Consider the following 24,010-nt stretch of genomic DNA (forward strand, 5'->3'; position numbering starts at 1 on the left):
GACGAGTGAAACGAGGCTGCGATCTTTTGATCTTGCCTTTGAAAGATCGCAGCCTCGTTTCACTCGTCAGCTCCTACAGGGGGTGGCGGTGTTTGGGAAAACGCGCACAAAAAAACGCCCCGAACCAGTCGGGGCGTCAGATGGGCGGCGTTGCGGTTTCTAATCAGTCCGCAACGGCCGTTGACTCAGGCGAAGCAGATCAGTGGAACTGTTCTTCTTCGGTCGAACCGGTCAGTGCGGTTACCGAGGACGAGCCACCCTGGATCACGGTGGTCATGTCGTCGAAGTAGCCGGTGCCCACTTCCTGCTGGTGAGCCACGAAGGTGTAGCCCTTCGAAGCGTCAGCGAATTCCTGCTCTTGCAGCTTCACGTAGGCAGTCATGTCGTTGCGGGCGTAGTCGTGCGCCAGGTTGAACATGCTGTGCCACATGTTGTGAATGCCGGCCAGGGTGATGAACTGGTGCTTGTAACCCATGGCGGACAGTTCGCGCTGGAACTTGGCGATGGTCGCGTCGTCCAGGTTTTTCTTCCAGTTGAAGGAAGGCGAGCAGTTGTACGACAGCAGTTGGTCCGGGTATTCCTTTTTGATCGCTTCGGCGAAGCGACGAGCTTCGTCCAGGTCCGGCTTGGCGGTTTCGCACCAGATCAGGTCGGCGTACGGAGCGTAGGCCAGGCCGCGAGCGATGGCCTGGTCCAGACCGGCGCGCACTTTGTAGAAGCCTTCCTGGGTACGTTCGCCAGTCACGAATGGCTGGTCGTACGGGTCGCAGTCCGAAGTCAGCAGGTCAGCTGCGTTAGCGTCGGTACGGGCCAGGATGATGGTCGGAGTACCGGCAACGTCAGCAGCCAGGCGGGCAGCGGTCAGCTTCTGTACGGCTTCCTGGGTAGGAACCAGTACCTTGCCGCCCATGTGGCCGCATTTTTTCACGGAAGCCAGTTGGTCTTCGAAGTGAACGCCGGCGGCGCCTGCTTCGATCATGCTCTTCATCAGCTCGTAAGCGTTCAGTACGCCGCCGAAACCGGCTTCGGCGTCAGCAACGATTGGCGCGAAGTAGTCGATGTAGCCGTCGTCGCCCGGGTTCTTGCCGGCTTTCCACTGGATCTGGTCGGCACGACGGAATGAGTTGTTGATGCGCTTGACCACGGTTGGAACCGAGTCCACCGGGTACAGCGACTGGTCCGGGTACATCGATTCGGCGGAGTTGTTGTCCGCAGCCACTTGCCAGCCAGACAGGTAGATCGCCTGGATGCCGGCCTTGACTTGTTGTACAGCCTGGCCGCCGGTCAGGGCGCCCATGCAGTTGACGAAATCTTTCTCAGGACGGAAGGCTGGCTTGGCACCCTGGGTCACCAGGTTCCACAGCTTCTCGGCGCCCATTTTTGCAAAGGTGTGCTCAGGTTGAACCGAGCCACGCAGGCGGACGACGTCAGCAGCGGAGTAAGTGCGTGTCACGCCTTTCCAGCGCGGGTTTTCAGCCCAGTCTTTTTCGAGGGCTGCAATTTGCTGTTCGCGTGTCAGTGCCATGGGAGATAAACCTCGTCGCGTCTTTATGAAAAGTTGTTCTGCGGTGGAAAATTCCTGCGCTCGCTGACCAGAAGCTTAAGCGGTCAAGTCGGGTTCGGCGGGGAGGGCGACGGGATGAGCGATCGGCTCGAGGGGAAGTGAGCAGGTAAAGGCGAACTGCGGGCGCATTCGGGCGTCGTGGGCCTTGGTGCGAACATCAGTGTGGTGCCGGGTTACCTATTACGCTTCCGTCCCTCGGGACAACTTCGTTCCAGTCGACAACCTCGTCAAACACACCTTGTGGGCGGTACAGACACGAAGCGGTTCGCGGGGTAGGTGCGAACATCGCTTCGAAGGCCCTTGCCAGGGCCTCTGATTAGCGGGAGCGAGGCCATCATGCCTTTGCTTTTTTGGCTCGTCAAACGTTTTGTAGTGCTTTTTTTCAGGCACTACATCTTTGGTCTAATACGACTCGTCAGTCAGTTTTTGGTGCTTTAGTCCAGGGTGTCGACTTTCACCCGCAATGTCATGTCGTTGCGGCTCTGGGTCGAGTAGCTGCGGGTCTGGCCCTGTTTGTCGGCCTGGGTCTGGCCGTTGACCCCGGCCAGCAGGATCCACTCACCGAGGTGGCCGGTGACGGTTGTGTCGGTGCTTTGTACGTTCACTACATCAGGACGTTCCTGGCTCATGCGGTCACGGTTGGTGCTGATCGACAGGTGAACGATGTCGCCGGTGACGTTTGCCGTGACGTAGAAGCCCTGGGTGACGTTGCGGTATTCGGTCTGGCTGCGCAGGTCGCCGTAGGAGTCGGTCTGCGAACTGGTCAGCGGCACGCTCTGGCCGACCTGGATCAGCGCCGGTGCGCCTTCGCTGGCCTGCACTTGCTGGATGCCGCCGTCGCGGCTGTCGGTGCTGTAGTTGATGATGCGGGCCTGGCTTGGCTTGGCGCCGTTCACCGAATGACCCTGGTCACCCTGGAAGTTGTTGTCGCTGGTGTCGACGGTGATCAGCAGGCGCTTGGGTGCGGTGTCGAGTTGCGAAAGAAGGGCTTTAAGTTCGTCGATCTTGCGCTGATCGGCGTTGACGATGAGTTGATTGCCGTAGGCGCTGACCTGTCCGTCCTTGCCGATGAAATCCTGCGCCACCGGCAGCAGGTCGGCGCTGGTGTGGTACTTGAGGGGCACAATTTCTGTGGCTGCCATCACCGAAAAACTGCAACCGAGCAGCAAGGTGGTGAGCAGGGTGCGTAGGGACATGTCCGTTATCTCCGCGTTCTGAAGCTTGATATTGCCAGTTTGTCGGCCTGGCGTGGCGCTAGTTGAATCGTAGACAGCAAAACGCCCCGGCATCGTGCGATGTCGGGGCGTTTTGTGGTGTGCTTTCTGGCCTCTTCGCGAGCACCTCGGTCTCAGGCCGAATGGCGGACCATGTCCACATGCGGAATCCCGGCTTCAAGGAACTCCTCACTGACCAGGTGAAAGCCCAGGCGCTCATAGAATGCCGTGGCTTGTACCTGAGCGCTGAGCATCTGCTGCTTGAGTCCGCGCTCTTCGGCCTCTGCGATGACCGCTTGCATCAGTGCATCACCAACTTTCAGGCCGCGCCAGTCCTTGAGTACCGACACCCGGCCGACGTGGCCGTCGGGCAGCAGGCGGGCGGTGCCGATTGGAAAGTCGCCTTCGTAAGCGAGGAAATGCACTGCATCAATGTCATCGGCGTCCCATTCCAGTTCTGGCGGAACGGATTGCTCGGCGACGAACACCGTCTCACGAATGCGCCGGATCTCGGCGTTGTCCTTCTGCCAGTCTGCGACACGTACGTGAATCTTATTCATCGGCAAACCCCAGGCTTCCTTGCTTGACCAGTTCGCACAGCAGGCCACGACCGTCTTCGTCGCTTAGCCAGTCGCCAAGGTTGTCGGCGTGCAGCGCGTCGGCGGCGCAGATCATCTTCAGCAGTTCGCGCAGTTTGCCCGGCAGGTAACGGCTTTGGCCGCTGGCGAACAGCAGCAGGTCGTCATCGACTTCAGACCACGCCAGGCGTGCGCTCGGGTTGCGAATCAGGATCGCGCCTTGTTCCAGGGCGGACATGAAGTCTTCTTCTTCGACCTCTTCCGGGCCCACCACCAGTTCCGGGTAGCGTGGCTCGGTCATGAACTGGCCGAACCAGGTCAGCAGCAGGCGCTCGTCGCTCATGTGCTCGGCCAGCAAGCCTTTGAGGCGGTCGAGTGCGTCACGCTGGATCTGGTGAGGGTCGGCAGTCGGCAAGGCGTCGGCGTCGGTGTAGCGTTCTTCGTCCGACAGGAACTGGCTGAGGAAGTCGGTGAAGTGGGTCAGCACTTCAGCGGCGCTCGGTGCGCGGAAGCCGACCGAGTAGGTCATGCATTCATCAACGGCAACGCCGCAATGGGCCAGGCGCGGTGGCAGGTAGAGCATGTCGCCCGGTTCCAGCACCCATTCATCGGTGGCTTCGAATTCGGAGAGGATGCGCAGGTCGGCGTGGGTCAGCATCGGGCTCTCGGTGTTGCACATCTGGCCGATCTTCCAGTTGCGCTTGCCGTGGCCTTGCAGCAGGAACACGTCGTAGTTGTCGAAGTGCGGACCGACGCTGCCACCCGGTGCGGCGTAGCTGATCATCACGTCGTCGATGCGCCAGCTTGGCAGAAAGCGGAAATTTTCCAGCAGTTCGCTGACTTCCGGGACGAACTGATCCACGGCTTGAACCAGCAGGGTCCAGTCAGTTTCAGGCAGCTTGCTGAATTCATCTTCGGCGAACGGGCCGCGACGCAGTTCCCACGGACGCTCGCCATTCTCGATGATCAGTCGCGATTCGACTTCTTCTTCCAGCGCCAGGCCGGCCAGTTCGTCGGCGTCGATCGGGCTTTCGAAATCAGGAATGGCCTGACGGATCAGCAGCGGCTTTTTCTGCCAGTAGTCGCGCAGGAATTCCCGTGCCGTGATGCCGCCCAGAAGTTGAAGAGGAATATCAGGATTCATGTGTAACCTATTGAAAAAATGCACTTTTCAGACGGGAATAAAAACGCCCGGCGCGGCCGGGCGTCTTATAAAGGGTCTAGCGGTCGATCAGATGCGCTTGGCTTGTTCTACAGCGTTGCCGATGTAGTTGGCCGGGGTGAGCAATTTCAACTCGGCCTTGGCGGCGGCTGGCATGTCCAGGCCGTCGATGAAAGTCTGCAGCGCTTCTGGGCTGATGCCCTTGCCGCGGGTCAGTTCTTTCAGCTTTTCGTACGGGTTTTCGATGTTGTAGCGACGCATCACGGTCTGGATCGGCTCGGCCAATACTTCCCAGCAGGCGTCCAGGTCAGCGGCAATCTTCTGCTCGTTGAGCTCAAGCTTGCTGATGCCCTTGAGGCTGGCTTCGTACGCGATCACGCTGTGGGCGAAGCCGACACCGAGGTTGCGCAGTACGGTGGAGTCGGTCAGGTCGCGCTGCCAGCGGGAGATCGGCAGCTTGCTCGCCAGGTGCTGGAACAACGCGTTGGCGATACCCAGATTGCCTTCGGAGTTTTCGAAGTCGATCGGGTTGACCTTGTGTGGCATGGTCGACGAACCGATTTCGCCAGCGATGGTGCGCTGTTTGAAATAACCCAGGGAGATGTAGCCCCAGATGTCGCGGTCGAAGTCGATCAGGATGGTGTTGAAACGGGCGATCGCGTCGAACAGCTCGGCAATGTAGTCGTGCGGTTCGATCTGCGTGGTGTACGGGTTGAAGCCCAGGCCCAATTCGTCTTCGATGAAGGCGCGGGCGTTGGCTTCCCAGTCGATCTCAGGGTAGGCCGACAGGTGGGCGTTGTAGTTGCCGACGGCGCCGTTGATCTTGCCCAGCAGCGGAACGGCAGCGACTTGAGCGATCTGGCGCTCCAGGCGGTAAACCACGTTCGCCAGTTCTTTGCCCAGGGTGGTCGGCGAGGCCGGCTGACCGTGGGTGCGCGACAGCATCGGCACGTCGGCGAAGCGGATCGCCAGTTCGCGGATGGCGTTGGCGGTCTGGCGCATCAGCGGCAGCATCACGTCATCGCGGCCTTCGCGCAGCATCAGGGCGTGGGACAGGTTGTTGATGTCCTCGCTGGTGCAGGCAAAGTGGATGAACTCGCTGACCTTGGCCAGTTCCGGCAGCTTGGCCGCTTGCTCTTTGAGCAGGTATTCGATGGCCTTGACGTCGTGGTTGGTGGTGCGCTCGATCTCTTTGACGCGCTCGGCGTGCTCCAGAGAGAAGTTTTCCGCCAGGGTGTTGAGCACAGCGTTGGCTTCGGCGGAGAACGCCGGCACTTCACTGATGGCAGGGTGAGCGGCCAGGCGCTGGAGCCAGCGCACTTCAACCAGGACGCGGGCACGGATCAGGCCGTACTCGCTGAAAATTGGGCGCAGGGCCTGGGTTTTGCCGGCGTAGCGGCCGTCAACAGGGGAAACCGCAGTGAGCGAAGAAAGCTGCATGGGGTGTTCTCGGACAGTCGGGCAACGAAATGGGGCGCGTATCATACATGAAAAAATCCGCCGGTCCGTCGCCAACTGACCGGCGTATTACGCGTATTGCTGAGTTCGTATCTGTCGATGCGGGTTATTCGTTACGCATCAAGGGGTAAAGCTCTTTGAGCAATTTGCGGCGACTGATCACCAGCTGCCAGCGATGACCGCCCAATTGCCGCCAAAGGCGCGCCGAACGAATGCCGGCCAGCAGCAGGGCACGAATTTTCGAGGCATTGCTCGGTTGTTGCAGGTTGCGCATGTCGCCGTGCACCTGGATGCGTTGGCGCAGGGTGCTCAGGGTGTCCTGATACAGCGCGCCGCAGGCGGCGACCACGTTTTCGTGGGCCGGGCCGAAGTGTTCGACCTGGGACTGGATCTGCGGCAGGCGCTTGCCGATCACGTCGAGCATGTCGTTGCGCTTGGCCAGCTGGCGCTCAAGGCCGAGCATGGCCAGGGCATAACGCAATGGCTCGCGCTGCAGGGCACTTGGGTCGCGTTCGAGGGCGCCGATCAGTGCGCGGTAGCCTTCACGCAGGTTGATGTCGTCGCCGCCGTAGACTTCCAGGGTGTCCTTGGGGTCGCGGATCAGCAGGCTGCCGAGCATGCAGGTCAGGCCGGCTTCGTTGGTCTGGCCGGTCTTGGCGATCCTGTCCACCAGCACCGCGGCGAGAAACACGCCGCCCAGTGCCGTCAGTTGCTCCTGAATCGGGTTCATAGGGCCTGGCCCTTGCTCGTCCACGGCTCGGCTACTTCAATCACGCCGCCGCCGAGGCAGATTTCACCGTCGTAGAACACCACGGACTGGCCTGGGGTGACCGCGCGCTGCGGATCATCGAAGGTCGCGCGATAACCGGTGGCGGTTTTTTCCAGGGTGCACGGCTGGTCGCTCTGGCGATAACGAACCTTGGCGGTCAGCTTGCGTGGCTGGCTCAGGTCGACCGGGTTGACCCAGTAGATATCGGAAGCGAGCAGGGCGCGGGAGAACAGCCACGGGTGATCATTGCCCTGGCCAACGATCAGCTCGTTGTGTTCCAGGTCCTTGATCAGCACGTACCACGGCTCATCGCTGGCGTCTTTCAGGCCGCCAATACCCAGGCCCTGACGCTGACCGATGGTGTGGTACATCAGGCCGTGGTGGCGGCCGATGATTTCACCTTCGGTGGTTTTGATCTCGCCCGGTTGCGCCGGCAGGTACTGCTTGAGGAAGTCGCTGAAGCGGCGTTCGCCGATAAAGCAGATCCCGGTGGAGTCCTTTTTCTTCGCGGTCGCCAGCTCGTATTTCTCGGCAATGGCGCGCACTTGCGGTTTTTCCAGTTCGCCGACCGGGAACAGGGTCTTGGCGATCTGTTCACCGCCGACGGCGTGCAGGAAGTAGCTCTGGTCCTTGTTCGGGTCCAGGCCCTTGAGCAGTTCGGTGCGGCCATCGATGTCGCGGCGACGCACGTAGTGACCGGTGGCGATCAGGTCGGCGCCAAGCACCATGGCGTAGTCGAGGAACGCCTTGAACTTGATTTCGCGGTTGCACAGGATGTCCGGGTTCGGCGTGCGTCCGGCCTTGTATTCGGCCAGGAAATGCTCGAACACGTTGTCCCAGTACTCGGCGGCGAAGTTGGCGGTGTGCAGCTTGATGCCAATCTTGTCGCACACGGCCTGGGCGTCCGCCAGGTCATCCATGGCGGTGCAATATTCCGTTCCATCGTCTTCTTCCCAGTTCTTCATGAACAGGCCTTCCACCTCATAGCCTTGCTCGATCAGCAGGAGGGCGGAAACGGAAGAGTCCACGCCGCCGGACATGCCGACAATGACGCGCTTCTTTTGTGTGTCAGAAGGGGCTGGATCACGCATAGGGATTCAATGAGTGTCTTGAAAAAGGACGCGATTCTATCAGGCTCGGGCCTGCATGGCTAAAGAGAAGGTCGGATCAATTCGAGGTCGAAGTGTTGGCCTGCCAGATAGTCGTCGATGCAACGGATGATCAGCTCGCTGCGCCAGTTGTCGCGTTGCTCGATTAATTCCTCGCGGGTCAACCACTTGGCGCCGACGATGCCGTCGTCCAGTTGATAATCCGGGTGGTGTTTCAGTGGTTTGGCGATAAAGCAGACCCGCTGGTAGGTCACGCCGTTGCTCGGGGCGGTATACAGATAAATCCCCAGCACGCCGGTGGGCTCGACGTCCCAGCCGGTTTCCTCGAGGGTTTCGCGCACGGCGGCTTCAATCAGGGTCTCGTTCGGGTCCAGATGACCTGCAGGCTGGTTGAGCACGTTGCGACCGGCCTTGTGTTCTTCGACCATCAGGAAGCGGCCGTTGTCCTCGACGATAGTGGCGACGGTGATGTGGGGTTTCCAGTCCATGGGTTTTCCTCGGTAAGGTCTTCGGTGTATTCGAAATTGCCAAGATCGCAGCCTTCGGCAGCTCCTACAAGGATCGGTGTAGGAGCTGCCGAAGGCTGCGATCTTTTGATCTTCGCCAGAAACACAAACCCCGGCACAAGGCCGGGGTTTGTGGTGTTCCCTTACAACCTTAAACCAGCGCAGCAACTGCCGCGTTGAAGGTCGCGCTTGGGCGCATGGCCTTGCTGATCAGCTCGGCGTCGGCGTGGTAGTAGCCGCCGATGTCCACTGGCTTGCCCTGGACGGCGTTGAGTTCGGCAACGATGGTCGCCTCGTTCTCGGTCAGGGTCTTGGCCAGGGGCGCGAACTGCGCTTGCAGTGCAGCGTCTTCGGTCTGGGCAGCCAGGGCCTGGGCCCAGTACAGCGCCAGGTAGAAGTGGCTGCCGCGGTTGTCGATGTTGCCGACTTTGCGCGATGGCGACTTGTTGTTGTCCAGGAACTGGCCGGTGGCCTGGTCCAGGGTCTTGGCCAGGACCAGCGCCTTTGGATTGTTGTAGGTCACGCCCAGGTGTTCCAGGGACGCGGCCAGGGCCAGGAATTCACCCAGCGAATCCCAGCGCAGGAAGTTCTCTTCCAGCAGCTGCTGAACGTGCTTCGGAGCCGAGCCGCCAGCGCCGGTTTCGAACAGGCCACCGCCGTTCATCAGCGGCACGATCGACAGCATCTTGGCGCTGGTGCCCAGTTCCATGATCGGGAACAGGTCGGTCAGGTAGTCGCGCAGTACGTTGCCGGTCACCGAGATGGTGTCCTTGCCGGCGCGGGTGCGCTGCAGGGTGTACTTCATTGCGTCGACCGGCGCCATGATCTGGATGTCCAGGCCGGCAGTGTCGTGATCCTTCAGGTAAGCCTGAACCTTCTCGATCACTACGCCGTCGTGGGCGCGCATCGGGTCCAGCCAGAAGATCGCCGGGGTCGCGCTTGCGCGAGCACGGTTGACGGCCAGTTTGACCCAGTCCTGGATCGGCGCGTCTTTGGTCTGGCACATGCGGAAGATATCGCCGGCTTCAACAGCCTGTTCCATCAGCAGGTTGCCCTTGCCGTCGGTGACGCGAACAACGCCGTCAGCCTTGATCTGGAAAGTCTTGTCGTGGGAGCCGTACTCTTCGGCTTTCTTCGCCATCAGGCCAACGTTCGGCACACTGCCCATGGTGGTCGGATCGAACGCACCGTTGGCTTTGCAATCTTCGATCACGGCCTGGTAGATGGTGGCGTAGCAGCGATCCGGGATCACGGCCTTGGTGTCGTGCAACTGGCCGTCGGTGCCCCACATCTTGCCGGAGTCACGGATCATCGCAGGCATCGAGGCGTCGACGATCACGTCGCTCGGCACGTGCAGGTTGGTGATGCCTTTGTCGGAGTTGACCATCGCCAGGGAAGGGCGAACGGCGTAGACCGCCTGGATGTCAGCTTCGATGGCCGCTTGCTGTTCAGCAGGCAGGGCCTTGATGCGAGCGTAAAGGTCGCCGATGCCGTTGTTCAGGTTGAAGCCGATCTGTGCCAGCACGTCAGCGTGCTTGGCCAGTGCGTCTTTATAGAACTCGGCAACGATCTGGCCGAACATGATCGGGTCGGAGACCTTCATCATGGTGGCTTTCAGGTGAACCGACAGCAGCACGCCTTGTGCCTTGGCGTCTTCGATTTCGGCCGCGATGAAGCTGCGCAGGGCGTTTTTGCTCAGTACCGCGCAATCGAGGATCTCGCCGGCTTGTACGCTGGTCTTTTCTTTCAGGACGGTAGCAGTGCCGTCTTGAGCGATCAGTTCGATTTTCACGGCGTCAGCGGCGTCGATCAGGGCGGCTTTTTCGCTGCCGTAGAAATCGCCGGTGCTCATGTGCGCGATGTGGGACTTGGAGTCCTTGGCCCACGCGCCCATTTTGTGCGGGTGCTTGCGTGCGTAGTTCTTGACCGACAACGGAGCGCGGCGGTCGGAGTTGCCTTCACGCAGGACCGGGTTCACGGCGCTGCCCTTGATCTTGTCGTAACGCGCCTTGGCTACTTTGTCGGCGTCGCTGGTGACGGTCTCGGGGTAGTCCGGAAGTGCATAGCCCTGGGCTTGCAGCTCTTTGATCGCGGCTTGCAGTTGTGGAACCGAAGCGCTGATGTTCGGTAGCTTGATGATGTTGGCTTCAGGCGTAACGGCCAGGGCGCCCAGTTCGGCGAGGTGGTCGGCTACGGCTTTGTCACCCAGTTGCTCGGGGAAGCTGGCCAGGATGCGCCCTGCAAGAGAGATATCGCGGGTTTCAACGGCGATATCAGCCGAGGCGGTGAACGCCTCTACGATAGGCAACAGTGAATAGGTGGCGAGGGCAGGAGCTTCGTCGGTGAAGGTATAGATGATCTTCGAGCGGGTGGGCATATTCGGATTAACTCTCTCTTCTTTGCTAAAGCGTGCGCAGAAACTCGAGGGCGCCGGGTAAGCGCGTTCGTTCAAAGTCATCCATGAGCCGAATATCGAGGTTTCGTTGCTGTGATGTTGGGTGCATCAGTAGGGCGTCAAGTAGCCGGACTGCGATAACAGGCCGGCTTGCCGGGCGGAAAGTCTCGTCGTAGAGCACTTCAGCCGTCGTGACCCTGTGGTCAGCGGGCGGCATTATACATAGGTAGCTGGCAATCTGCCGATGGTTCATATGCAACGAATGTCGTCCATTGGTCTAAAGGTCGCAGGGGCGAGCAGGGCGTAAGGTCACACGTCGTGCTTGGTTTTGGCGCTTTTCCCTTTGCTTTCAGGCTTGTAGCGCACGAGTTGCAAGGCTTTGCGCCAGATCGATGGAACATAGGGTTTGCGCGCCGATTCAACTGGGTTACGCTCGAACCAAGCCAGATGTTCAATCCAATCAATGGAGTTCAGCATGGGTTACAAGAAGATTCAGGTTCCAGCCGTCGGCGACAAAATCACCGTCAATGCAGACCATTCTCTCAATGTTCCTAATAACCCGATCATCCCCTTCATCGAAGGCGACGGCATTGGCGTCGACATCAGCCCGGTCATGATCAAGGTTGTCGATGCTGCCGTTAAGAAGGCTTACGGCGGCGAGCGCAAGATTTCCTGGATGGAGGTGTACGCCGGGGAGAAAGCGACTCAGGTTTACGATCAGGACACCTGGCTGCCTCAGGAAACCCTGGACGCGGTCAAGGATTACGTGGTTTCCATCAAGGGCCCGCTGACCACTCCGGTCGGTGGCGGCATCCGTTCCCTGAACGTGGCCCTGCGCCAGCAACTCGACCTGTACGTCTGCCTGCGCCCGGTGCGCTGGTTCGAAGGCGTGCCTAGCCCGGTGAAAAAGCCTGGCGATGTCGACATGACCATTTTCCGCGAGAACTCCGAAGACATCTACGCGGGCATCGAGTGGAAGGCCGGTACGCCGGAAGCCACCAAGGTCATCAAGTTCCTGAAAGAAGAAATGGGCGTTACCAAGATCCGTTTCGACGAGAACTGCGGTATCGGCGTCAAGCCGGTGTCCCTGCAAGGCACCAAGCGTCTGGCACGCAAGGCCCTGCAATATGTGGTCGATAATGATCGCGATTCGCTGACCATCGTGCACAAAGGCAACATCATGAAGTTCACCGAAGGTGCCTTCAAGGAATGGGCCTACGAAGTGGCGGCTGAAGAGTTCGGCGCGACCCTGCTCGACGGCGGTCCGTGGATGCAGTTCAAGAACCCGAAAACCGGCAAGAACGTCATCGTCAAGGATGCCATCGCCGACGCCATGCTCCAGCAGATCCTGTTGCGCCCGGCCGAGTACGATGTGATCGCGACCCTGAACCTGAACGGCGACTACCTCTCCGACGCCCTGGCGGCGGAAGTGGGCGGTATCGGTATCGCGCCGGGTGCCAACCTGTCCGACACCGTGGCCATGTTCGAAGCCACCCACGGTACCGCGCCGAAGTACGCAGGCAAGGACCAGGTCAACCCGGGGTCGCTGATCCTGTCCGCTGAAATGATGCTGCGCCACATGGGCTGGACCGAAGCGGCCGACCTGATCATCAAGGGCACCAACGGCGCGATTTCCGCCAAGACCGTGACCTATGACTTCGAGCGCCTGATGGAAGGTGCCAAGTTGGTGTCGTCTTCCGGCTTCGGCGATGCGCTGATCTCGCACATGTAAGAAAACGCTGGCACACAAAAAACCGCCTGATTCGAGAGATTGAACCAGGCGGTTTTTTTATGTCGCAATGACGGTGTGGACTTACACTGTAACGGTCTGTTGCGGGGTGGATGCCGTCGCTTTTGAAGCGTCCACCGGGTTCCCGATGTTGACCGCGTGCAGGCCCTTGGGGCCCTGGATGATATCGAATACGACAGCTTGCCCGGCTTTCAGGGTTTTATAACCATCCATTTTAATGGCTGAGTAGTGGGCAAACAGATCTTCTGTCTTGCCTTCCTCGTTGATGAATCCGTAACCCTTGGCATTGTTGAACCACTTCACCTTGCCGACAGCCATACCCAACTCCCTCTGCAACAGACTCCATCACTGGAGTATCATCCAGTACATCCGCAGTCGAATCTGTAAATAAGATTGACTCCGCGGACCTTTTTTACCCACTGTGGGCTCTATTGGTTGTAACACCCTTTTGCCGATAGTCAAGCTGACCCGGCAGTCGGAGTTGAAATCGCTGATAGCCGCCCCCACCACTGTATTTGAACAACTGACGAACCTTTCTTTCCATGCATGCAATCAGCCAGATTCGACTAACATTCAATCAGGATCGCCCGGTTCTTCAAAAAGATCAGCCGGGGGCACACGACGACGATTCCGCAGGCATTGCTGTTCAGGAGGCAAAGCCTGCACTACAGGCGCCGCCGATGTACAAGGTGGTTTTGTTCAATGATGACTACACACCGATGGATTTCGTCGTCGAAGTGCTCGAGGTGTTTTTTAACCTGAATCGCGAGCTGGCGACCAAGGTCATGCTGGCCGTCCATACAGAAGGACGGGCAGTATGTGGAGTGTTTACCCGCGACATCGCCGAGACCAAGGCCATGCAGGTCAACCAGTACGCCAGGGAAAGCCAGCATCCGCTACTCTGTGAAATCGAGAAGGACGGTTAATCGCCGACCACTTGGGTATGAGGTGAAGCTATGTTAAACCGCGAGCTCGAAGTCACCCTCAATCTTGCCTTCAAGGAAGCTCGTTCGAAGCGTCATGAGTTCATGACTGTCGAACACCTCTTGCTGGCCCTATTGGACAATGAGGCTGCCGCCACCGTTCTGCGTGCGTGCGGCGCAAACCTCGACAAACTCAAGCATGACCTGCAGGAGTTCATCGACTCCACCACGCCATTGATTCCCGTGCATGACGAGGATCGCGAAACCCAGCCAACCCTGGGCTTCCAGCGTGTACTGCAACGTGCTGTGTTTCACGTACAGAGCTCGGGCAAACGCGAAGTGACTGGTGCCAATGTGCTGGTCGCGATCTTCAGTGAGCAAGAGAGTCAGGCGGTGTTCCTGCTGAAACAGCAGAGCGTTGCCCGTATAGATGTCGTCAACTACATCGCCCATGGCATTTCCAAGGTGCCGGGGCATGGCGATCACTCTGAAGGTGAGCAAGATATGCAGGACGACGAGGGTGGTGAGTCTTCTTCCTCGGGCAATCCCCTGGATGCTTATGCCAGCAACCTCAACGAACTCGCGCGCCAGGGTCGCATCGATCCGTTGGTAGGTCGTGAGCTGGAAGTCGAGCGTGTCGCGCAGATCCTGGCGCGTCGCCGCAAGAACAATCCGCTGCTGGTGGGCGAGGCGGGCGTGGGTAAAACCGCGATTGCCGAAGGCCTGGCCAAGCGCATTGTCGACAACCAGGTGCCGGACCTGCTGGCCAACAGTGTGGTTTACTCCCTCGACCTGGGTGCCTTGCTGGCCGGTACCAAGTACCGTGGCGATTTCGAGAAGCGCTTCAAGGCGTTGCTCAATGAACTGAAAAAACGTCCGCAGGCGATCCTGTTCATCGACGAGATCCACACCATCATTGGTGCGGGTGCCGCGTCCGGTGGCGTCATGGATGCCTCGAACCTGCTCAAGCCGCTGCTGTCGTCCGGTGATATCCGTTGCATCGGTTCGACCACCTTCCAGGAATTCCGCGGCATCTTCGAGAAGGACCGTGCCTTGGCCCGGCGCTTCCAGAAGGTCGATGTGTCGGAGCCTTCGGTGGAAGACACCATTGGCATTCTGCGTGGCCTGAAAGGGCGTTTCGAAAGCCATCACAATATCGAATACAGTGATGAAGCCCTGCGCGCGGCTGCCGAACTGGCTTCGCGCTACATCAATGACCGTCACATGCCGGACAAGGCCATCGACGTCATCGACGAGGCGGGTGCCTACCAGCGCCTGCAACCGGTCGAGAAGCGTGTGAAGCGCATCGAAGTGCCGCAAGTCGAGGATATCGTCGCGAAAATCGCGCGGATTCCGCCAAAACACGTCACCAGCTCCGACAAGGAACTGCTGCGTAACCTCGAGCGTGACCTGAAGTTGACCGTGTTCGGTCAGGACGCCGCGATCGACTCGCTGGCTACCGCGATCAAGCTGTCCCGTGCCGGCCTCAAGTCCCCTGACAAGCCTGTCGGTTCGTTCCTGTTCGCAGGGCCTACCGGTGTCGGTAAAACCGAAGCGGCGCGTCAGTTGGCCAAGGCCCTGGGTGTCGAGCTGATTCGTTTCGACATGTCCGAGTACATGGAGCGCCACACCGTATCGCGTCTGATCGGTGCGCCTCCAGGCTATGTCGGATTCGATCAGGGCGGTCTGCTGACCGAAGCCATCACCAAGCAGCCACACTGCGTGCTGTTGCTCGATGAGATCGAGAAGGCGCATCCGGAAGTCTTCAACCTGCTGCTGCAGGTCATGGACCACGGTACGCTGACCGATAACAACGGGCGCAAGGCGGATTTCCGCAACGTGATCGTCATCATGACGACCAACGCCGGTGCCGAGACCGCAGCCCGCGCTTCGATCGGTTTCACCTATCAGGATCACTCGTCCGATGCGATGGAAGTGATCAAGAAGAGCTTCACGCCGGAATTCCGCAACCGTCTGGACACCATCATCCAGTTTGGTCGCCTCAGTCATGAGGTCATCAAGAGCGTGGTGGACAAGTTCCTTACCGAGCTTCAGGCGCAACTGGAAGACAAGCGTGTGTTGCTGGAGGTCACCGATGCAGCCCGCAACTGGCTGGCCGAAGGTGGCTATGACGCGGCGATGGGGGCTCGCCCAATGGCTCGCCTGATCCAGGACAAGATCAAGCGTCCGCTGGCGGAGGAGATTCTCTTTGGCGAACTGGCCGAGCATGGCGGTGTAGTGCACATCGACATCAAGGATGGTGAGCTGACCTTCGAGTTCGAGACCACGGCCGAGATGGCCTGACGTTAAACCGCAATAAAGCAAAAAGGCGCCAATTGGCGCCTTTTTGCTGTCTGTAGGAGCTGCCGAAGGCTGCGATCTTTTGATTTTGTTTTTAAGATCAAAAGATCGCAGCCTTCGGCAGCTCCTACAAGGGCAGCGTGCGGCAGCTAAATCGCAGGCAAACAAAAACGCCCGGCATGAGCCGGGCGTCTTGTATTGACTTGATTAACGGGCGCGGTAAGTGATGCGCCCTTTGCTCAAGTCATAGGGAGTCAGCTCTACGCGCACTTTGTCGCCGGTAAGAATACGGATGTAGTTCTTGCGCATCTTGCCGGAGATGTGCGCGGTTACGACGTGCCCATTTTCCAACTCCACACGAAACATGGTGTTGGGCAGGGTGTCGACGACAGTGCCTTCCATTTCGAAGCTGTCTTCTTTCGACATGCAGTAAAGCCCTCGGTGTCCAATGAATGGCCCGGTGCAACTGCGCCAGGCAAAAGCGGCGTGCATTGTGCCCGAAAAGTGGGGTTTAAGCCAAGGGGTTTAGGGCCGGCTCTAGTTTAGAACCACCCAGCGCTGATTAATCAGCAACTCAATAGGGCGATATTGAGTCTTGTAGTTCATTTTTTTGCAGTTTTTGATCCAGTAGCCGAGGTAGACCGCATCCAGCCCCAGCCGCCTGGCCTCGGCGATTTGCCAGAGGATTGCATAGCGCCCAAGGCTGCGGCGCTCTTCGGCCGGTTCGTAGAAGGTGTAGACCGCCGAAAGACCGTTCGGCAGTAAATCGGTGACGGCGACGGCCAGAAGCTGGCCGTTCAGGCGGAACTCGTAAAATCGGGAAAACGGCAGGTCCCGCACCAGGAATGTCGAGAACTGGTCGCGACTCGGCGGATACATGTCGCCATCGGCGTGACGCTGTTCGATATAGCGCTGGTAAAGGTCGAAGTACTCTTCATTGAAGCCGGGCCTGGCCGGACGCACCTGCAAATCCACGTTGCGCTTGAAGATGCGTTTCTGTTGCCGGTTGGGCGTGAACTGCCCCACGGGAATGCGCGCCGGAACGCAGGCATTGCAATTCTGGCAATGCGGCCGATAGAGATGATCGCCACTGCGCCGGAACCCCATCTCCGACAGGTCTGCATAGACATGCACATCCATGGGCTGACTAGGGTCGAGAAACAGGGTTGTGGCCTGCTCCTCGGGCAGATAACTGCAAGAGTGCGGCTGAGTGGCATAGAACTTCAAACGCGCCAACTCGGTCATGATCAACCCTCGGGATAATGCTTTTGAATAAGTGTAAGCCACACGGGAGAAAGTCGCTCAGCAAACCCAGGTGGCGGTGTTGGCTTGGTCCAGGTGCCTGGCCAGATAGCTGGCAAATTCACGGCGAGGAATGGCGCGTGCGCCCAGGCTGTGCAGGTGGTCGGTGGGCATCTGGCAATCGATCAGTACAAAACCCGAGTCTTTCAGATGCCGCACCAGTGTGGCAAAGCCGAATTTCGAGGCGTTGTCGGCGAGACTGAACATGGATTCGCCGAAAAACAGCTGGCCCATTGCCAGGCCGTAGAGCCCGCCCACGAGTTCGTCCCCGTCCCACACTTCCACCGAGTGCGCGTGTCCACGCCTGTGCAGCTCGATGTAGGCGTCCTGCATGGCCTCGGTAATCCACGTGCCGTCAGCGTACTCCCGGGGGGCTGCACAGGCGCGGATGACGGCAGCGAAGTCCTGGTCAAAGGTCACTTGATAGCGTTGCTGGCGCAGCAGTTTGTTCAGACTGCGCGAGATGTGCAATTCGTCGGGAAACAGCACGGTACGCGGGTCCGGCGACCACCAGAGGATCGGCTGGCCTTCGGAAAACCATGGGAAGCAGCCGTGGCGATAAGCCGAGATCAGCCGATCGGCGGACAGATCACCACCGGCAGCCAGAAGCCCGTTGGGGTCGCGCATGGCCTTTTCCAGCGGTGGGAAATGCAAGGTGTTGCGTTGTAACCAAGTCAGCATGGCATCCAGGCTTGCAGAAGGGGAGGGCAGTGGCGGGTGTTGGCCCGCCATAAAGTTTGCCTTTAAACGGTTGGAATGTCGTCGAGGTATTTTTCAGCGTCCAGCGCCGCCATGCAACCGGCCCCGGCAGATGTAACGGCCTGGCGATAAACGTGGTCGGCCACGTCGCCGGCGGCAAACACCCCTGCAATCGCCGTAGCGGTGGCATCGCCTTCGCTGCCACCCTTGACCTGCAGATATCCGTCGCGCATTTCCAGCTGGCCCGCGAACAGGTCGGTGTTGGGTTTGTGGCCGATGGCGATAAACACCCCGGCCAATGTCAGCTCCTTGGTTTCACCGGTGTGGCTGTCCCGCAGGCGGGCGCCGGTCACGCCGCTGGCATTGCCGAGCACTTCGTCCAGGTTCTGGTTCCAGTGCAGGCGGACATTGCCATTGGCGGCTTTTTCGAAGAGTTTGTCCTGGAGGATCTTCTCCGAGCGCAGCTTGTCGCGCCGATGGATCAGGTGCACTTCCTTGGCGATGTTCGACAGGTACAAGGCTTCCTCGACCGCCGTATTGCCGCCGCCGACCACCGCAACCACCTGATTGCGATAGAAAAATCCATCACAGGTCGCGCACGCCGACACCCCTTTGCCGGCAAACGCTTCCTCCGACGGCAGACCCAGGTATTGCGCGCTGGCGCCGGTGGCAATGATCAGTGCGTCGCAGGTGTAGGTTCCGCCATCGCCAATCAGCTCGAACGGCCGTTGTTGCAACTTGGCGGTATGGATGTGGTCGTAAACGATCTCGGTGGCAAAGCGTTCGGCGTGTTTTTGCATGCGATCCATCAGCACCGGCCCGGTCAGGCCTTCAACGTCCCCTGGCCAGTTATCCACTTCGACGGTGGTGGTGAGCTGGCCACCCGCCTGGATGCCGGTAATGACAACGGGCTTGAGGTTGGCGCGGGCGGCATACACGGCCGCGCTGTAACCGGCGGGGCCGGAGCCCAGGATGATCAGGCGTGAATGCTTCGCTTCGCTCATAAAAACACCTCATAAGCCTTTGTCACAAAAGAGAATGCATGCTCAAATTGAACAGCATGTCATATGCTTTTGACTATGCTACACCCAAGGGTCTCAAGCATGGCGTCGTGCGTACAAACCCGTACAATGCCCTGCGTGTTACATATATTCAGTGCGCGCCATGTTTATAAAAACCGGGGCGCAGTGTTAAAAGTAGTCCCGGTAACGCGTGTTAACTTTTTTACCTGCCTGGATTGGGCAGTTTTTTCGCGGTTTTTATAGACATTCACCAGATGGACGCGCCCATGGCGCAGGAAAAGAAGCGTTTTGAAGAAATCCACCGCAGCACCTAAACCAGCCGTCGTACCGCTCTGGCGCCAGCACTTGCACTACCGACTCAAGGAAGGTGCGCTGATCGCCATCGGTGCCTTGTGCCTGTTCTTGATGATGGCCTTGTTGACCTACGGCAAGGACGATCCGGGCTGGAGTCATAACAGCAAGATCGACGATGTGCAGAACTTCGGCGGGCCAGCGGGCTCCTACAGCGCCGATATCCTGTTCATGGTGCTGGGTTACTTCGCCTACATCTTCCCGTTGCTGCTGGCCGTCAAGGCGTACCAGATCTTCCGCCAGCGTCACGAACCGTGGCAGTGGAGCGGTTGGCTGTTCTCCTGGCGCCTGATCGGCCTGGTGTTCCTGGTGCTGTCGGGGGCCGCGCTGGCCCATATCCATTTTCATGCCGCGACCGGTCTGCCGGCCGGTGCGGGTGGCGCGCTGGGGGAAAGCCTCGGCGAACTGGCCAGGAACGCCCTGAATATCCAGGGCAGCACGCTGTTGTTCATTGCCTTGTTCCTGTTCGGCCTGACTGTGTTTACCGATTTGTCGTGGTTCAAGGTGATGGACATCACCGGCAAAATCACCCTCGACCTGTTCGAGCTGTTCCAGGGCGCCGCCAATCGCTGGTGGGCTGCCCGTACCGAGCGCAAACAACTGGTTGCCCGGTTGCGTGAAGTCGATGATCGTATGGATGAAGTGGTCGCGCCGACCGTCACCGACAAGCGCGAGCAGGCCAAGGTCAAGGAACGCCTGATCGAACGTGAGCAAGCCCTGAGCAAGCACATGTCCGAGCGTGAGAAGCAGGTGCCGCCGGTGATTGCGCCCGCGCCGCCAAAGCCCGCCGCGCCGAGCAAGCGCGTCGAGAAAGAGAAGCAGGCGCCGCTGTTCGTCGACAGCGCCGTGGAAGGCACCTTGCCGCCGATCTCGATTCTCGACCCGGCGGAAAAGAAACAGCTCAATTACTCGCCTGAATCCCTGGCTGCGGTTGGCCACCTGCTGGAAATCAAGCTCAAGGAATTCGGCGTCGAAGTCACGGTGGATTCGATTCACCCGGGCCCGGTGATCACCCGTTACGAGATCCAGCCGGCGGCCGGGGTCAAGGTCAGCCGTATTTCCAACCTGGCCAAAGACCTTGCGCGCTCCCTGGCCGTGACCAGCGTGCGCGTGGTGGAAGTGATTCCGGGCAAGACCACGGTCGGTATCGAGATTCCCAACGAAGACCGGCAGATCGTGCGTTTCTCCGAGGTGTTGTCGACCCCCGAGTACGACAACTTCAAATCCCCGGTCACCCTGGCCCTGGGCCACGACATCGGCGGCAAGCCGGTGATCACTGACCTGGCGAAGATGCCGCACCTGCTGGTGGCCGGTACCACCGGTTCCGGTAAGTCGGTGGGTGTGAACGCGATGATCCTGTCGATCCTGTTCAAGTCCGGCCCGGAAGACGCCAAACTGATCATGATCGACCCGAAAATGCTTGAGCTGTCGATCTACGAAGGCATTCCGCACCTGCTGTGCCCGGTGGTCACCGACATGAAGGACGCCGCCAACGCCCTGCGCTGGAGCGTTGCCGAGATGGAGCGACGCTACAAGCTGATGGCCAAGATGGGTGTGCGAAACCTGTCGGGCTTCAACGCCAAGGTCAAGGAAGCCCAGGACGCCGGCGAGCCGTTGAGCGATCCGCTGTACAAGCGCGAAAGCATTCACGACGAAGCGCCGCTGCTGAGCAAGCTGCCGACCATCGTGGTGGTGGTCGACGAATTTGCCGACATGATGATGATCGTCGGCAAGAAGGTTGAAGAACTGATCGCCCGTATCGCGCAAAAGGCGCGTGCGGCCGGTATTCACTTGATCCTGGCGACCCAGCGTCCGTCGGTGGATGTAATCACCGGTCTGATCAAGGCCAACATCCCGACCCGCATGGCGTTCCAGGTATCGAGCAAGATCGACTCGCGGACCATCATCGACCAGGGCGGCGCCGAACAACTGCTCGGCCACGGTGATATGCTCTACATGCCACCTGGCACCAGCCTGCCGATTCGTGTTCACGGTGCTTTCGTGTCCGACGATGAGGTTCACCGCGTGGTGGAAGCCTGGAAGCTGCGGGGCGCGCCGGAATACAACGACGACATCCTCAATGGCGTCGAAGAGGCGGGCAGCGGCTTTGAAGGCAGCAGTGGTGGCGGCGACGGTGACGATCCCGAGGCCGACGCGCTGTACGACGAAGCCGTGCAGTTCGTGCTGGAAAGCCGTCGCGCCTCCATTTCCGCGGTTCAGCGCAAACTGAAGATCGGCTACAACCGCGCCGCGCGCATGATCGAAGCCATGGAAATGGCCGGGGTCGTGACGTCCATGAACACCAACGGTTCGCGTGAAGTCCTGGCCCCGGGCCCGGTGCGCGACTGACCCGAGTATGAAAAGGGTGGTGCCTTTGGCGCCGCCCGCACTCCCACGAATGTTATGAGGACTCCCATGCGTCTGATCCGCATGCTGTTGCTGCCGGTACTGGCCTTGACCACGCTCCAGGCTAACGCCGATGACAAGGACGTGGCGCGCCTGACCCAACTGCTGGAAAAATCCCAGACCCTGACCGCACGTTTCTCGCAACTGACCCTCGATGGCACCGGCACCCAGTTGCAGGAAACTGCTGGCGAGATGTCGCTGCAGCGTCCTGGCCTGTTCTACTGGCACACCGATGCGCCAGCCGAACAGACCATGATCTCCGATGGCAAGAAAGTCACCCTGTGGGACCCGGACCTGGAACAGGCCACCATCAAGAACCTCGACCAGCGCCTGACCCAGACCCCGGCCTTGCTGTTGTCCGGTGACGTGTCCAAGATCAGCCAGAGCTTCGACATCAGCGCCAAGGAAGCCGGTGGGGTGATCGACTTCACTCTCAAGCCGAAAACCAAGGACACCCTGTTCGACAGCCTGCGCCTGTCGTTCCGCAATGGCCTGGTCAATGATATGCAACTGATCGACAGCGTTGGTCAGCGCACCAATATCCTGTTCACCGGGGTGAAGGCCAACGAGCCGATCCCTGCGTCCAAGTTCAAGTTCGATATCCCGAAAGGGGCTGACGTAATTCAGGAATAAGACAGATAACCTGTGGGAGCGAGCTTGCTCGCGATGGCGGCATAACATTCAACAGCAATGTCGACTGACCTGACGCTATCGTCGGAACGCCGCCCGGAGCAAGCTCGCTCCCACAGGGGCTTGCGGTGTTTAATGATTTGGCTGATAGGCAGTGAGGTTTTTTAGGTAACCATGGATCTGTTTCGCAGCGCCCCCATCGCCCAGCCCTTGGCCGCCCGCCTGCGTGCGGCCAATCTGGACGAGTACGTCGGTCAGGAACACGTGCTCGCTCGCGGCAAACCCCTGCGCGAAGCGCTGGAGCAGGGTGCCCTGCATTCGATGATTTTCTGGGGACCGCCGGGCGTGGGCAAAACCACCCTGGCGCGATTGCTCGCGGAAGTCTCGGATGCGCACTTCGAAACGGTCTCGGCGGTGCTGGCCGGGGTCAAGGAGATCCGCCAGTCGGTGGAAATCGCCAAGCAGCAGGCCGCTCAGTACGGGCGCCGCACCATCCTGTTCGTCGACGAGGTGCATCGCTTCAACAAATCCCAGCAGGATGCGTTCCTGCCCTATGTCGAGGACGGCACGCTGATTTTCATCGGCGCGACCACGGAAAACCCCTCCTTCGAGCTCAACAACGCCTTGCTGTCACGGGCGCGGGTCTACGTGCTCAAAAGCCTCGACGAAGCGGCCCTGCGCAAACTGGTGCAGCGCGCGCTGACCGAAGAGCGTGGCCTGGGCAAGCGCAACCTGACCCTCAGCGACGAAGGCTTCCAGATGCTGCTGTCGGCCGCCGATGGTGATGGCCGGCGCCTGCTCAACCTGCTGGAAAACGCCTCGGACCTGGCGGAAGACAACAGCGAGATCGGCACCGATCTCCTGCAAAGCCTGCTCGGCGATACCCGCCGGCGGTTCGACAAGGGCGGCGAAGCGTTCTACGACCAGATATCCGCGCTGCATAAATCGGTGCGCGGCTCCAACCCTGACGGCGCCTTGTATTGGTTCGCACGGATGATCGACGGCGGTTGCGACCCCCTCTACCTGGCCCGGCGCGTGGTGCGCATGGCCAGCGAAGACATCGGCAATGCCGACCCCCGCGCCCTGAGCCTGTGCCTGGCGGCCTGGGAGGTGCAGGAGCGCCTCGGCAGCCCCGAAGGCGAACTGGCGGTGGCCCAGGCCATCACCTACCTGGCTTGTGCGCCAAAGAGCAATGCGGTCTACATGGGCTTCAAGACCGCATTGCGCGCCGCCGCCGAGCACGGTTCTCTGGAAGTGCCGCTGCATCTGCGTAACGCGCCGACCAAACTTATGAAACAACTGGGCTACGGCGATGAATACCGTTATGCCCATGATGAGCCGGACGCCTATGCCGCTGGCGAAGACTATTTCCCGGAAGAACTCGACCCGATCCCGTTCTATCAGCCCGTGCCCCGTGGCCTGGAGTTGAAGATCGGCGAAAAACTCAATCACCTGGCGAAACTCGACCGTTTAAGCCCAAGGCAGCGGAGAAAATAGTGCTTCCCTTGATCGTTGCGGTTTCCGTCGGCGGGATGGCCGGCACATTGTTGCGCTTCGCCACCGGCAACTGGATCAACGCGAATTGGCCGCGGCACTTCTATACAGCGACGCTGGCCGTTAATATCGTGGGCTGTTTGCTGATCGGCGTTCTATACGGTCTGTTTTTGATACGCCCGGAGGTGCCCATCGAGGTGCGTGCCGGGTTGATCGTTGGCTTCCTCGGGGGCCTGACAACTTTTTCATCCTTTTCACTGGATACGGTGCGCCTGCTGGAAAGCGGGCAAGTGCCGCTGGCCCTGGGCTATGCGGCGCTCAGCGTATTCGGCGGGCTGCTTGCCACCTGGGCCGGCCTGTCCTTGACCAAACTTTGA

General features: G+C 59.7%; 22 protein-coding genes. 7 read left to right on the forward strand and 15 right to left on the reverse strand.

Annotation, left to right across the window (positions count from 1 at the left end; all coding sequences use genetic code 11):
• Window positions 1-199: 199 nt before the first annotated feature.
• The 10 genes from aceA to ACM6IT_RS03200 all read right to left on the reverse strand — a co-directional run bounded on the left by aceA (window position 200) and on the right by ACM6IT_RS03200 (window position 11,232).
• Window positions 200-1,525 carry an isocitrate lyase gene (gene aceA, locus ACM6IT_RS03155; protein ID WP_034146910.1) on the reverse strand — a complete coding sequence of 442 codons (1,326 nt, stop codon included), beginning with the start codon at window positions 1,523-1,525 and terminating at the stop codon, window positions 200-202.
• Between the two features lie 473 nt (window positions 1,526-1,998).
• Window positions 1,999-2,760 (reverse strand): secretin N-terminal domain-containing protein, encoded by a 762-nt coding sequence (locus ACM6IT_RS03160; protein WP_223541443.1) that lies wholly within the window; start codon window positions 2,758-2,760, stop codon window positions 1,999-2,001.
• Window positions 2,761-2,912: 152 nt separating this feature from the next.
• A complete protein-coding gene (locus tag ACM6IT_RS03165) occupies window positions 2,913-3,338 on the reverse strand; it encodes a GNAT family N-acetyltransferase (RefSeq protein WP_056723832.1) in 426 nt (141 codons plus the stop codon).
• Window positions 3,331-4,500: a cupin domain-containing protein gene (locus ACM6IT_RS03170; protein WP_223541442.1), complete on the reverse strand. Its 1,170-nt coding sequence runs from the start codon at window positions 4,498-4,500 to the stop codon at window positions 3,331-3,333. Before ACM6IT_RS03170 ends, ACM6IT_RS03165 begins: the two co-directional genes overlap by 8 nt.
• A gap of 87 nt (window positions 4,501-4,587) precedes the next feature.
• Entirely contained in the window at window positions 4,588-5,958 is a 1,371-nt protein-coding gene (gene purB, locus ACM6IT_RS03175) for an adenylosuccinate lyase (protein ID WP_007972090.1), read from the reverse strand.
• A 124-nt stretch (window positions 5,959-6,082) separates the two neighbouring features.
• The gene (gene hflD, locus ACM6IT_RS03180) at window positions 6,083-6,706 is read right to left on the reverse strand and encodes a high frequency lysogenization protein HflD (RefSeq protein WP_008053455.1); all 624 of its coding nucleotides are present in this window, start codon (window positions 6,704-6,706) and stop codon (window positions 6,083-6,085) included.
• Window positions 6,703-7,836 carry a tRNA 2-thiouridine(34) synthase MnmA gene (mnmA, locus tag ACM6IT_RS03185; protein WP_056723828.1) on the reverse strand — a complete coding sequence of 378 codons (1,134 nt, stop codon included), beginning with the start codon at window positions 7,834-7,836 and terminating at the stop codon, window positions 6,703-6,705. Before mnmA ends, hflD begins: the two co-directional genes overlap by 4 nt.
• A gap of 59 nt (window positions 7,837-7,895) precedes the next feature.
• Entirely contained in the window at window positions 7,896-8,342 is a 447-nt protein-coding gene (locus ACM6IT_RS03190; protein WP_056723827.1) for an NUDIX hydrolase, read from the reverse strand.
• A 169-nt stretch (window positions 8,343-8,511) separates the two neighbouring features.
• On the reverse strand, window positions 8,512-10,737 hold the full coding sequence (locus tag ACM6IT_RS03195) for an NADP-dependent isocitrate dehydrogenase (protein ID WP_414917483.1): 2,226 nt from the start codon (window positions 10,735-10,737) through the stop codon (window positions 8,512-8,514).
• Window positions 10,738-11,064: 327 nt separating this feature from the next.
• Window positions 11,065-11,232 (reverse strand): hypothetical protein, encoded by a 168-nt coding sequence (locus ACM6IT_RS03200; RefSeq protein ID WP_177336465.1) that lies wholly within the window; start codon window positions 11,230-11,232, stop codon window positions 11,065-11,067.
• Here ACM6IT_RS03200 and icd point away from each other — a divergent pair.
• Window positions 11,231-12,487: an NADP-dependent isocitrate dehydrogenase gene (gene icd / locus ACM6IT_RS03205; protein ID WP_007972065.1), complete on the forward strand. Its 1,257-nt coding sequence runs from the start codon at window positions 11,231-11,233 to the stop codon at window positions 12,485-12,487. The genes ACM6IT_RS03200 and icd overlap by 2 nt on opposite strands.
• Before the next feature lie 81 nt (window positions 12,488-12,568).
• Here icd and cspD read toward each other — a convergent pair whose 3' ends face one another.
• Window positions 12,569-12,823 carry a cold shock domain-containing protein CspD gene (gene cspD / locus ACM6IT_RS03210; RefSeq protein ID WP_414912933.1) on the reverse strand — a complete coding sequence of 85 codons (255 nt, stop codon included), beginning with the start codon at window positions 12,821-12,823 and terminating at the stop codon, window positions 12,569-12,571.
• Between the two features lie 224 nt (window positions 12,824-13,047).
• Between cspD and clpS the strand changes: the two genes are divergently transcribed.
• Both clpS and clpA read left to right on the forward strand, forming a co-directional pair.
• Complete coding sequence (clpS, locus tag ACM6IT_RS03215; protein ID WP_056723819.1) at window positions 13,048-13,431, forward strand: ATP-dependent Clp protease adapter ClpS; 384 nt, start codon at window positions 13,048-13,050, stop codon at window positions 13,429-13,431.
• A 30-nt stretch (window positions 13,432-13,461) separates the two neighbouring features.
• On the forward strand, window positions 13,462-15,732 hold the full coding sequence (gene clpA / locus ACM6IT_RS03220) for an ATP-dependent Clp protease ATP-binding subunit ClpA (RefSeq protein WP_056723817.1): 2,271 nt from the start codon (window positions 13,462-13,464) through the stop codon (window positions 15,730-15,732).
• Window positions 15,733-15,936: 204 nt separating this feature from the next.
• On the opposite strand, the gene infA is transcribed toward clpA, so the two are convergent.
• From infA to trxB, 4 genes are all read right to left on the reverse strand, one after another.
• Window positions 15,937-16,155 carry a translation initiation factor IF-1 gene (infA, locus tag ACM6IT_RS03225; protein WP_002553999.1) on the reverse strand — a complete coding sequence of 73 codons (219 nt, stop codon included), beginning with the start codon at window positions 16,153-16,155 and terminating at the stop codon, window positions 15,937-15,939.
• Window positions 16,156-16,266: 111 nt separating this feature from the next.
• Window positions 16,267-16,974, reverse strand: coding sequence for an arginyltransferase (locus tag ACM6IT_RS03230; protein ID WP_056723815.1), 708 nt, complete (start codon window positions 16,972-16,974; stop codon window positions 16,267-16,269).
• Window positions 16,975-17,031: 57 nt separating this feature from the next.
• A complete protein-coding gene (gene aat / locus ACM6IT_RS03235) occupies window positions 17,032-17,712 on the reverse strand; it encodes a leucyl/phenylalanyl-tRNA--protein transferase (protein ID WP_056723866.1) in 681 nt (226 codons plus the stop codon).
• Window positions 17,713-17,774: 62 nt separating this feature from the next.
• A complete protein-coding gene (gene trxB, locus ACM6IT_RS03240) occupies window positions 17,775-18,734 on the reverse strand; it encodes a thioredoxin-disulfide reductase (RefSeq protein WP_056723812.1) in 960 nt (319 codons plus the stop codon).
• A gap of 306 nt (window positions 18,735-19,040) precedes the next feature.
• Here trxB and ACM6IT_RS03245 point away from each other — a divergent pair, with 306 nt between their 5' ends.
• From ACM6IT_RS03245 to crcB, 4 genes are all read left to right on the forward strand, one after another.
• Window positions 19,041-21,452, forward strand: coding sequence for a DNA translocase FtsK (locus tag ACM6IT_RS03245; RefSeq protein WP_056723810.1), 2,412 nt, complete (start codon window positions 19,041-19,043; stop codon window positions 21,450-21,452).
• Window positions 21,453-21,518: 66 nt separating this feature from the next.
• The gene (gene lolA, locus ACM6IT_RS03250) at window positions 21,519-22,142 is read left to right on the forward strand and encodes an outer membrane lipoprotein chaperone LolA (RefSeq protein WP_008049385.1); all 624 of its coding nucleotides are present in this window, start codon (window positions 21,519-21,521) and stop codon (window positions 22,140-22,142) included.
• 171 nt (window positions 22,143-22,313) lie between these two features.
• On the forward strand, window positions 22,314-23,636 hold the full coding sequence (locus ACM6IT_RS03255) for a replication-associated recombination protein A (RefSeq protein WP_056723808.1): 1,323 nt from the start codon (window positions 22,314-22,316) through the stop codon (window positions 23,634-23,636).
• The gene (gene crcB, locus ACM6IT_RS03260) at window positions 23,636-24,010 is read left to right on the forward strand and encodes a fluoride efflux transporter CrcB (protein WP_056723806.1); all 375 of its coding nucleotides are present in this window, start codon (window positions 23,636-23,638) and stop codon (window positions 24,008-24,010) included. The genes ACM6IT_RS03255 and crcB overlap by 1 nt, the downstream gene beginning before the upstream one ends.

The sequence above is a fragment of the Pseudomonas sp. IT-P4 genome, from assembly GCF_949767755.1.
GTDB lineage: Bacteria > Pseudomonadota > Gammaproteobacteria > Pseudomonadales > Pseudomonadaceae > Aquipseudomonas > Aquipseudomonas monachiensis.

Bases quoted from the DNA above. Each gene is read 5' to 3' on its own strand.
- aceA (WP_034146910.1), bottom strand. From the start codon at position 1,525: ATGGCACTGACACGCGAACAGCAAATTGCAGCCCTCGAAAAAGACTGG.
- ACM6IT_RS03160 (WP_223541443.1), bottom strand. From the start codon at position 2,760: ATGTCCCTACGCACCCTGCTCACCACCTTGCTGCTCGGTTGCAGTTTT.
- ACM6IT_RS03165 (WP_056723832.1), bottom strand. From the start codon at position 3,338: ATGAATAAGATTCACGTACGTGTCGCAGACTGGCAGAAGGACAACGCC.
- ACM6IT_RS03170 (WP_223541442.1), bottom strand. From the start codon at position 4,500: ATGAATCCTGATATTCCTCTTCAACTTCTGGGCGGCATCACGGCACGG.
- purB (WP_007972090.1), bottom strand. From the start codon at position 5,958: ATGCAGCTTTCTTCGCTCACTGCGGTTTCCCCTGTTGACGGCCGCTAC.
- hflD (WP_008053455.1), bottom strand. From the start codon at position 6,706: ATGAACCCGATTCAGGAGCAACTGACGGCACTGGGCGGCGTGTTTCTC.
- mnmA (WP_056723828.1), bottom strand. From the start codon at position 7,836: ATGCGTGATCCAGCCCCTTCTGACACACAAAAGAAGCGCGTCATTGTC.
- ACM6IT_RS03190 (WP_056723827.1), bottom strand. From the start codon at position 8,342: ATGGACTGGAAACCCCACATCACCGTCGCCACTATCGTCGAGGACAAC.
- ACM6IT_RS03195 (WP_414917483.1), bottom strand. From the start codon at position 10,737: ATGCCCACCCGCTCGAAGATCATCTATACCTTCACCGACGAAGCTCCT.
- icd (WP_007972065.1), top strand. From the start codon at position 11,231: ATGGGTTACAAGAAGATTCAGGTTCCAGCCGTCGGCGACAAAATCACC.
- ACM6IT_RS03200 (WP_177336465.1), bottom strand. From the start codon at position 11,232: ATGCTGAACTCCATTGATTGGATTGAACATCTGGCTTGGTTCGAGCGT.
- cspD (WP_414912933.1), bottom strand. From the start codon at position 12,823: ATGGCTGTCGGCAAGGTGAAGTGGTTCAACAATGCCAAGGGTTACGGA.
- clpS (WP_056723819.1), top strand. From the start codon at position 13,048: ATGCATGCAATCAGCCAGATTCGACTAACATTCAATCAGGATCGCCCG.
- clpA (WP_056723817.1), top strand. From the start codon at position 13,462: ATGTTAAACCGCGAGCTCGAAGTCACCCTCAATCTTGCCTTCAAGGAA.
- infA (WP_002553999.1), bottom strand. From the start codon at position 16,155: ATGTCGAAAGAAGACAGCTTCGAAATGGAAGGCACTGTCGTCGACACC.
- ACM6IT_RS03230 (WP_056723815.1), bottom strand. From the start codon at position 16,974: ATGACCGAGTTGGCGCGTTTGAAGTTCTATGCCACTCAGCCGCACTCT.
- aat (WP_056723866.1), bottom strand. From the start codon at position 17,712: ATGCTGACTTGGTTACAACGCAACACCTTGCATTTCCCACCGCTGGAA.
- trxB (WP_056723812.1), bottom strand. From the start codon at position 18,734: ATGAGCGAAGCGAAGCATTCACGCCTGATCATCCTGGGCTCCGGCCCC.
- lolA (WP_008049385.1), top strand. From the start codon at position 21,519: ATGCGTCTGATCCGCATGCTGTTGCTGCCGGTACTGGCCTTGACCACG.
- ACM6IT_RS03255 (WP_056723808.1), top strand. From the start codon at position 22,314: ATGGATCTGTTTCGCAGCGCCCCCATCGCCCAGCCCTTGGCCGCCCGC.